Raw genomic sequence first — 7,827 nt, 5'->3', positions numbered from 1 at the left:
GTGCACCGAACCATCAGGATTGACGATCCAGTAGTCCGCCTTGCCGTCCCCGTCGAAATCCGCCCACCGGACACGGCCCGTCCCCGCCTCCGTACCCGCCTGGGAGTTGTGCACGCCACCGATGAGCTGGGCGTGCGCGATGGCGTTCTCGGGCGGGAAGAGGCCGCTGCCGTCTATCGTGCCGGCGCTGTCGGCCCGGTATGTGACACCGGGGATCTCCGGCAGGTAGACCTTCGGCGATTCGCAGTAGGAGACCATCCAGCCGCAGGATCCGAGCTTCCCGACGATGCCGTTGTTCCCGTTGTCGCCGGAAAGACCGACGTCCGGGGTCAGAATTCCCTTGCCCGCGTCGCACTTCATGATGGCGTAGGCGTAGATCTGCCCGCTATCACGACCCATGACCACGCTGTTGACACAGTTCGGGCCCAACCTCGTGAACGGCGCACCGTAGGCGGTGGTGGTCTCGGCAGCCGCCATCGCAGTGGAGGTGAACGCCGCGGTTACCGCGCCGACCGCCACCAAGATAGCCCGCAAACTCTTTCGCATCGTACATTTCCCCGTTTCAAGACTCGTACAACCCGGAGCAGGAATGCAAATTGCATATTTCCCCCTGCCCTGGGAGTGCCGTATTGCGATAGCAGAATTGACGCCGAATCCCGGGTCGGCTGGGTGTCGACGGCCGGGTAAAGGTGGGACATTGCGGTGAAGGCGGTCGCCCAGGCGAACGTCGCCATTCCCAAGGTTCGTTCATGGTCCCCAGAGGGAGAAGCTAGCACCGCATGATCAACCGATCCACACAATTGAGGTAGATCAGAGCCAGGCCATGAACTCCAAGGGACAAAGATCGCCTAAACGGACTACGACCGACATGGCCGTACATGGTCGATTTTTAAAGGGCTGGACCAGCCTCGGCATGCGTGTGGTTCGGGGCAGGGCTCGACTGCGCGGGTGTGGGCGATACGGCACGTCGGACCAGTGGCGGGCTAGGATCTTCGAGGCGGCCCGGGTCGACTTCGGCGCGCCAGGCTGTCCGCCGAGCGCGGCCCACTGGGGTACTTGCCCCGGGAACACCCCCTGCTTCCACGGGACCCGGCCGCCTGCGCGCCGTGCCGACAGGCTCGCCGGTACTCGGTCCCACAGGGTGGTGCGCTTGCGCCGACGGGCACGCGCGGCCCGCTGCAACTCGGCCTCGGCCAGGTGCCGGCGGCCGGCGGCAAGGTCGTGGCGGACATGTTCCTCGACGGCGGTGAACACACGGCAGTAGGCGCAGTCGTACGCCTCGACCAGCTGGTCGGTCCACAAGCCCGGGATGACGCGCCGGCCCAGGATTTCCCACTCGACCAGTCCGGCCCGCCCCTCGTGCCCGGCCCGGCGCAGCATCCGCACCGCCCCGGCGAGCATTTGGTCGGCGCCGCCGGCCATCTGGTGCACCGCACACAGGTGGCCGCGGGCCCGCTCGGTGTATTCCAGCGCCTTCGTCAGCATCCCCAGTACCCGACCGCCCTCGAACTCATCGAGGCCAACGGCTCGGTAAGCGCATCCGAGATCGTCGAGGCGCTTGGGAGGAAAGTGCCCATCAAGGCCGTTCAGGCGGAGCTGACCGCCCTGCTCGACCAGGAGCTGCTGTGCCCGGTGCCGAACTCGCCCCGGTAGCACACGACGCCGTTGGCCCGAGCTCCGCGCGGCCATGGCCGCCTCCCGCCCCACCGGCTCCAGCCGCGAGGACGTCCTCGGATCCGACCTGTAGACCGCCCGGGACGCCGTCGACACCCACCGGACCAACGCCCTCGTTCGGCTGGCCCGTACTCCGCTGGCCGACTCACCGCGCGGCGCGCCGCCCGTCGGCAGACCTCCCGCACCGCTGCGCTGGCAGCTGCCGGCCAGGCCGCCGAACAAGCTTCACACCGCCACCGCCCGCTACCTGCTCCTCGAGCGCCTGGAGACCGTACGGGCACATGTTCCTCGCCCTGGTCGCCGCCCACGGCTGAACCCTCGGCACCGCCGGCGGAGGCCTGCGCGACCGCTGGCCCACGGTCGTCGGCGCCGAGGCCGCCGCCCACTGGCACCTCGCCGGCTACGACTCGACCACCCGCCGCCTTCGCGCGGTCGCCGACTCCCCGGCCTGGGCCGCCCAGCTCCGCCTCCACCACCGCCGTATCCTCACCGACCTCGAGCAACTGCGGCCCGGCACCGTCCCGGGCCATCGACGTCCGCGTCGGCCCAGCCGCCGTGGTGCAGCACGACGAGGACCCAGACGACCGGCCCGCCCACCGCGATGAACCGCCCACCGCGCAGTCGGGCCGGCCCCCGCTCGCCGACCACATCGCCTACCAGGGCCTGCGCCGTCGGATGCGCGAGGACGCCGCCGCCCGCCAAGCCGCACTCGACGAGGCCGCCGCCGAACGGGAGGCGATCCTGCGCCGGCACTACAACTGGCTGCGCGAGCACGAGGGCGCCCACCGGCCCGCGATCGAAGACGCCCCAGCCACTGACATCGACGAGCACGCCCGTCAGCAGCGCGAACGCCACCGCGCTGCTCTCGCCGTCGCGCGCGCCACCCGGGCCGGGGCGATCCCGCTGCGCATCCCCCGCCCGGCCACCCGTACCGGGATCGCCAAGTCGGCCTGAGTCACCTGATCGAGCGATACCAAACAGCCCCGCCGGCCGCCGCTAGCTTGGTCTGCCGACCCGACTGCAGCGAAGGAAGCCTCCGTGGGCAAGGAACGCAGCACGACGAACTGCCCCGACGCCGACAACGACGGGCACTGGGACGACGTCTACGCCGTCACAGTGCATGGACCCCACCGCGTCGCCCTGCTCGCGCTCCACGGCGGCGCCGCATGAGCAACACCACCAAGACCTCCTGGCAGAAGTTGCTGGAGGACGTGGGCGAGACCTTCAACGGCTGCGGGATCGACGACGTCACCGACTTCGAGGGCCGCCCGGAAGCCGCCGCCTGGCTCGCAGACACCGCCATGGCCAGCATCGATGGGCTGGCGACGCTGCTGTCCTCCCCCTGGGCTCTCCACACTCCCGAGCAGGCCGGCGCCATCGCCGCAGCCCTGACCTGTTCAAGCTCCAACCGTCCCCGCGCACCGCAAAGCACCTCTTCACCCAGTTCTCCTCCGTCCCCCTGCTACGCCCCATGCCCGGCTCATACGCCGAAGCGCTGCACCAGACAGCAGAACTTCTCGCGGACCTGGTCGTCCCCGGCACTACGGCTGAAATCTTCGAAGATCCTGACGACTCCCAGCACCAGGGGTTCGTTCAGCTCCAGTACAACGGCAAGCGCTGGCGCCTCTTCTTCTACGCGGGAGAGGAGGAGTGGTCCCTCGACGACTATCCGCAGGAACCCCCCTCCATGGTGGTGCTGGGACGGTTCCCCCTCCTGGCCTCCCACCCGGCGAAGCTGGCCGGAGCAACCCGCGCCGCCCTCGCCGAAGCGGCCACGAGGCCTGACTAGGGATCCTTGGCCGGCGCCGTCAGGACCGGCGCCGACCTACAAGGACGGTCAGGCGCACTTCGACGCCCCGTACTCCCCTAATACCCGGCACCACGCGGCGTGGGGTAGGAGCCGTCCACGACGCTGAGCACCGACATTGTGGGGGTGTATACCGTCTGCTATGCCTCATTTCTCCAAGGGCTGCCTACCCGGTTCCGGGCATGCAGCGGCGTCTTCAAGCCAAAAGTCTCCATTGCATTCGCTGATCAACGACTCGCGCTCATCCTGGATTCATCGTCAGAGAAGTCGCCACCTGAGAGGAAAAACTGGCAATGAAGCGTGCAATGGAGCGGCTGGCGGGAGCTGTTGCGCTCACCTTTGCCTCGGCTCTCACCATGACTGCTACTGCTCTTCCGGCCCACGCCGTCGACACCTATAGCTGCGGCGCTTCCGTGCCACTAACCACTGGGGCGAGGGTAGCGGTGTGTCTTCACTTTGGTGGCAGTCCGGGATGGTCACAGCCCCTCATTCAGATCACTGGCGGGGGAACCATCCTCAACGATTCAACTCAGATGTGGCTTAACAGCGGGGACGGCCACTACAACGACTACTCGTATCCGACGCCCGGATATTACGGCGAAGGCAAAATCTGGGGGAAGTCTACCGACTGGCGGATCGGCTGCTACGTCCAGGCTCAGGCGTATATCGGCGTCCCGGGTGCTGTGTACGGAGTGTATTCACCGACGATGAACGTTTGCTGACCCACAGGCTTCGTGCTTGACGGGGCTGCGGGCACAGGGCAGGCCGTCTCCTACGGGAGTCGGCCTGCTTCACGTACGCGTGAGGTGGCCCTGCGATCACGTCACGCGTACGTGGAGACGGGTTGCACCACCCAGTGGGGATGGGACTCCGAGGGGTGCTGGCTGGCCGTCTGATGCGCCCTGGATCGTCAGAGCCTGGTCGTCGTGCGCACGCCCTGCCGCTCGGCGGCCTGGCGGTCGCCGAGCGGGTCGCGGAGCTCCAGGACCACGATCTCGAACGGGGCGAGCAGCTTGCGGTCGATGGCCTCCGCAAGCCCCAGAGAGTAGACGTGCGGGCCGTAGATCAGCTGGTCGTCCATCGACACCGCTGCGCGGAGACTGCCCGCGATGCGGACGGCCCCACCCCGGTGCAGCCGACGGTCCGCGTCACCAACGTCGTGGCCTCGTACAGCTAGAAGTCGTCGAACGCGGACTCCGCTCCGAAGTCCACAGACACTGCGTGATGCGTGTCCGCACCGGGTTCGGGGCAGACGCCCTGGTCGCTGGGATCCCCGTGAAAGAACATCAGGCCGCAATGCCCGCACAGCGCCCACCCCGATGCGAAAGCGTCGCGGACGCTCCAGGATGTGGCAAAGAAGTAGCCTGTGTCTCCGGTTTCGTGATGGCCCAGAACGAGCAAGGAGCCCACCGCGGTCTGCTCCCGATGAGGCAGGCGTCCAGGGCAGACGCCATTCACCGCACCGGCGCCGATACTGAACATCCCATCGCATGTGGTGCACCGGAAGAAGTCGCCCGTCCAGCCGGTGACCGTGAAATCACCCCGGTGTGTGGGATTCATCTCGGCCTGGAACTGCCATTCCGGCACCGCCACATGGGGGCCTGGGAGGATCCCCCCAGGGGTAGCCGGGGTCGCGGCGGCACAAGCACCGTTGCTGCCCGGGCCATGGTCGGGCGACACTTCAGTGCTGCCGCTGAAGTACATCGCGCGACAGTTCTGGCATCCGGTCCAGCCGGTCTGACCTGGCATCCGACTAATCCCCTCAATTTTCTCGTCTCCCGCCCGGAACTGCCATCGTGTTGGCAGTGAAAGCCCGCCCGCCGGCTGGGAAACCGTGGCCGTCCATGTGCCGGAAATGGGAAACGGGACAGCGGGTAGAAGCTGGGCTCGGCGTCCGGACGGGCGCTGCCGCGTGCGGGGATACTGCCGTACCCCTCACCAGCATTACATGTCGACCATGAGCGGACCACCCACAGGCCGGGCGGGATCGGAGATCGGCTCGTCGTTGCGCGGCACACCCGCAGGGACGACCGGCCCGCCGCGCAGCCGGCCCAGCGCTGGCTTGCCCACCACGCCGCCTACCAGGATCTGCGGCGCTGGATGCGCGAAGGCGCCGCAGGTCCTGGTAGGCCGCGCTCGACAAAGCCGCCGCCGAACGGGAGGTCAGCCCGCGCCGGCACTACAACCGGTTTCGCGAGCCGAGGACGCCCACCACCTCGCGACGACGTACCGGCCGGCAGCGGGGCCGGGGGCGGGCAGGCGACGGCTCGGTAAAATCGGGGAGCCCGATAACCAGCTTTCACGTCAAGCCGGCGGCGGTGTCCCAGCTGTCGGTAGTCGCCATCGAGGGCTGTGACCCGCCGTGGACCGCTCTGCTCACGGGCGTACTCGCCCTTGCAGGCCACGCACCCTACGAGATCGCCTTCGCCACCCGCGGCTGAGAACACCCGGCCGGAACCCACCTGGACCGACAGGCCCCCTGAGCTGCGCGGACGTTCTAAGCCGAGGACTGCTCCGCCGACATCCGGGAAGGCCGGCTGGGCTGATACCAGTGGCCGGGCCCGTCGATAGAGGTCCCGGCCACCGGGGGTCAGACCGAGGACGGCTGCGGCTCCTCCTCCAGGGCCCGGGCGATCCTTCGGGCCCGGTCCGCGACCGCTGGCGGGAGGTGGCCGAACAGCGCCTCGTCGTCCTCCTCCGAGCCCGCCGCCCGCCACCCGGCCAGCAATGCCTCCAGTTGGTCGCAGTACTCCGGGGCATCACCACGGCAGGCGGATGAGCCGATCCCGAGGCTCGCGCCCGACTGGTTGAACATGCGAGCCAAGGTCTGATCGGCCTCCTGGGAATCCAGGCACCTCTCGTACTTGCGCCCCTGTTCAAGCTGGACGTAGGTACGCACCGCATCCTCAGAGAGACCGCTCTTCAGCAGGTACGCCGCATGAATGTTCGCCATCAGGTTCAGGGTGTCGGCGGCATCTGTGAGGCGGTAGCCCGGCATCCTCCGCCAGTCATGGGAATCGGCCTGGGAATGCCACAGCACCTCCGCCAGGTTCCCCAGCACGTCTCTGAACATCTCGCGGACCATCCGGCGCAGCGGCTCGGGCATCGTCGACTGTTCGTTCATGCACAGACCATCCCGTATTCGCGATCTGCCGCAGTCCGGGACCGCGCTGTTCGAGTGGCGAAGTCACACGGACAGATGACCGGCCGGCCCGGGCGCAACGCGCGCCGGACCCGCCGAGCGGCGGCTGACCGCGGTCGCGGGATCCCCGGTCCGCCGGCTACGGGATCGACCGGGCGAGGACTCTCGGCCGCCACTCGGCGATGCACTCTAGTGCCGCATCAGGCAACGTTTGCCCTGTTGACGGCTACGCGTAGGCGTTCGTCGGCGGCATGCTTGTTCCGCCAGATGATGTAGCGGCGGATCATGCTGCCCTGGCCTTGTGGCTGGGATGGTCGGTGCCGTCGAGGGCGAAGTAGCGCAGGGCGGTGAACTGGGCCTCGATGCGGTTGAGCCAGGAGCTGTTGGTCGGGGTGTAGGCGATCTCGACGTGGTTCGCCGCCGCCCAGGTTCCGACCCGCTGGCACCGCTTGGTCGTCAGGTGCGGGGAGTAGTTGTCGCAGATGATCGCGATGCGCACGTCGGCTGGGTGCAGCGAGCGTGGGTAGCGGCAGAACTCCAGGAACTTGGAGCGGTTCTTGGTCTTCTTGATATGGCCATAGAGCTGGTCCTTGGCGAGGTCGTAGGCGGCGAACAGGTGCCGGACGCCGTGCGGGCGGGCGTAGGTCGCCCGCCGGCGGGGTCTTGGCTCACGGTCGGGCTTCTTGCCCTTGCCACCGCGTTCGGCCCACTGCCGGCCGGGGTGTGGTTGAAGGTTGAGTGGCCCGAACTCGTCCATGCAGAACACGACTTCGGGCTCGCCTTCCTCGGGTATGACCTCGCCGTCGGCAATCGCGTAGAGGTGCTCGACGCGGGCCTTCTTGGCCGCGTAGTCGGGGTCGCGGGAGGCCTTCCAGGTCTTCACGCGTTGAAACGAGACGCCTTCCTCGTGGAGCAGGACCCGAAGGCCCTCGTGGCTGATGTCGTCGACCACCCCCTCGGCGACCAGGAAGTCGGCCAGCTTGGCCAGGCTCCAGGTCGAGAACGGCAGGCCGTGCTCGGCCGGCTTGGACTTGGCGATCTTCTTGATCTCGCGTCGCTCGGGCAGGGTGAACGTCTTCGGCCGGCCGCCCCTGTACTTCGGATAGAGCGAGTCGAAGCCGTCCGCGTTGAAATTGTGGATCACGTCGCGGACCCGGTCCGCGCTGGTGAACGTCACCGCAGCGATCTTGTCCACCGTCATGCC

10 protein-coding genes and 1 pseudogene are annotated in these 7,827 nt (G+C 68.0%); 6 read left to right on the top strand and 5 right to left on the bottom strand.

The genetic code is table 11. The features are described 5' to 3' along the window. A partial coding sequence (locus IF30_RS0139470) for a hypothetical protein (RefSeq protein ID WP_030247760.1) occupies window positions 1–546 on the bottom strand: 546 nt, incomplete at its 3' end. 684 nt (window positions 547–1,230) lie between these two features. Here IF30_RS0139470 and IF30_RS48425 point away from each other — a divergent pair. The 6 genes from IF30_RS48425 (at window position 1,231) to IF30_RS48420 (ending at window position 4,203) form a co-directional block, all read left to right on the top strand. Then, complete coding sequence (locus tag IF30_RS48425; protein ID WP_158835939.1) at window positions 1,231–1,653, top strand: hypothetical protein; 423 nt, start codon at window positions 1,231–1,233, stop codon at window positions 1,651–1,653. 359 nt (window positions 1,654–2,012) lie between these two features. Continuing rightward, the gene (locus tag IF30_RS50910; protein ID WP_078892055.1) at window positions 2,013–2,279 is read left to right on the top strand and encodes a DciA family protein; all 267 of its coding nucleotides are present in this window, start codon (window positions 2,013–2,015) and stop codon (window positions 2,277–2,279) included. Further along, entirely contained in the window at window positions 2,230–2,628 is a 399-nt protein-coding gene (locus IF30_RS0139460) for a hypothetical protein (protein ID WP_030247756.1), read from the top strand. The genes IF30_RS50910 and IF30_RS0139460 overlap by 50 nt, the downstream gene beginning before the upstream one ends. Window positions 2,629–2,712: 84 nt before the next feature. After that, a complete protein-coding gene (locus tag IF30_RS50485; protein ID WP_267884590.1) occupies window positions 2,713–2,844 on the top strand; it encodes a hypothetical protein in 132 nt (43 codons plus the stop codon). A gap of 301 nt (window positions 2,845–3,145) precedes the next feature. Continuing rightward, a complete protein-coding gene (locus IF30_RS0139450; RefSeq protein ID WP_030247753.1) occupies window positions 3,146–3,463 on the top strand; it encodes a hypothetical protein in 318 nt (105 codons plus the stop codon). 311 nt (window positions 3,464–3,774) lie between these two features. After that, window positions 3,775–4,203 (top strand): hypothetical protein, encoded by a 429-nt coding sequence (locus tag IF30_RS48420; protein WP_158835936.1) that lies wholly within the window; start codon window positions 3,775–3,777, stop codon window positions 4,201–4,203. Between the two features lie 188 nt (window positions 4,204–4,391). Here the strand turns inward: IF30_RS48420 and IF30_RS48415 are convergent, their stop codons facing one another. The 4 genes and pseudogenes from IF30_RS48415 to IF30_RS42735 form a co-directional block, all read right to left on the bottom strand. Beyond that, window positions 4,392–4,562, bottom strand: a complete 171-nt coding sequence (locus IF30_RS48415) for a hypothetical protein (RefSeq protein ID WP_158835933.1) — start codon at window positions 4,560–4,562, stop codon at window positions 4,392–4,394. Between the two features lie 92 nt (window positions 4,563–4,654). Beyond that, window positions 4,655–5,185 carry a hypothetical protein gene (locus IF30_RS0139440; RefSeq protein WP_234323022.1) on the bottom strand — a complete coding sequence of 177 codons (531 nt, stop codon included), beginning with the start codon at window positions 5,183–5,185 and terminating at the stop codon, window positions 4,655–4,657. A gap of 886 nt (window positions 5,186–6,071) precedes the next feature. Beyond that, window positions 6,072–6,605, bottom strand: a complete 534-nt coding sequence (locus IF30_RS0139435) for a hypothetical protein (protein WP_030247750.1) — start codon at window positions 6,603–6,605, stop codon at window positions 6,072–6,074. A 218-nt stretch (window positions 6,606–6,823) separates the two neighbouring features. Beyond that, window positions 6,824–7,827: pseudogene (locus tag IF30_RS42735) on the bottom strand (IS630 family transposase); the annotation flags it as partial.

The organism is Streptomyces sp. NRRL S-350 (assembly GCF_000719705.1).
Taxonomy (GTDB): Bacteria; Actinomycetota; Actinomycetes; order Streptomycetales; family Streptomycetaceae; genus Kitasatospora.
Note: the sequence above shows the minus strand (reverse complement) of the source record. Positions and strands in the feature narration are given on the sequence as shown.

Coding starts and splice junctions, on each gene's coding strand:
- IF30_RS48425 (WP_158835939.1), top strand. CDS start 1,231: ATGTTCCTCGACGGCGGTGAACACACGGCAGTAGGCGCAGTCGTACGC.
- IF30_RS0139450 (WP_030247753.1), top strand. CDS start 3,146: ATGCCCGGCTCATACGCCGAAGCGCTGCACCAGACAGCAGAACTTCTC.
- IF30_RS48420 (WP_158835936.1), top strand. CDS start 3,775: ATGAAGCGTGCAATGGAGCGGCTGGCGGGAGCTGTTGCGCTCACCTTT.
- IF30_RS48415 (WP_158835933.1), bottom strand. CDS start 4,562: ATGGACGACCAGCTGATCTACGGCCCGCACGTCTACTCTCTGGGGCTT.
- IF30_RS0139440 (WP_234323022.1), bottom strand. CDS start 5,185: ATGTACTTCAGCGGCAGCACTGAAGTGTCGCCCGACCATGGCCCGGGC.
- IF30_RS0139435 (WP_030247750.1), bottom strand. CDS start 6,605: ATGAACGAACAGTCGACGATGCCCGAGCCGCTGCGCCGGATGGTCCGC.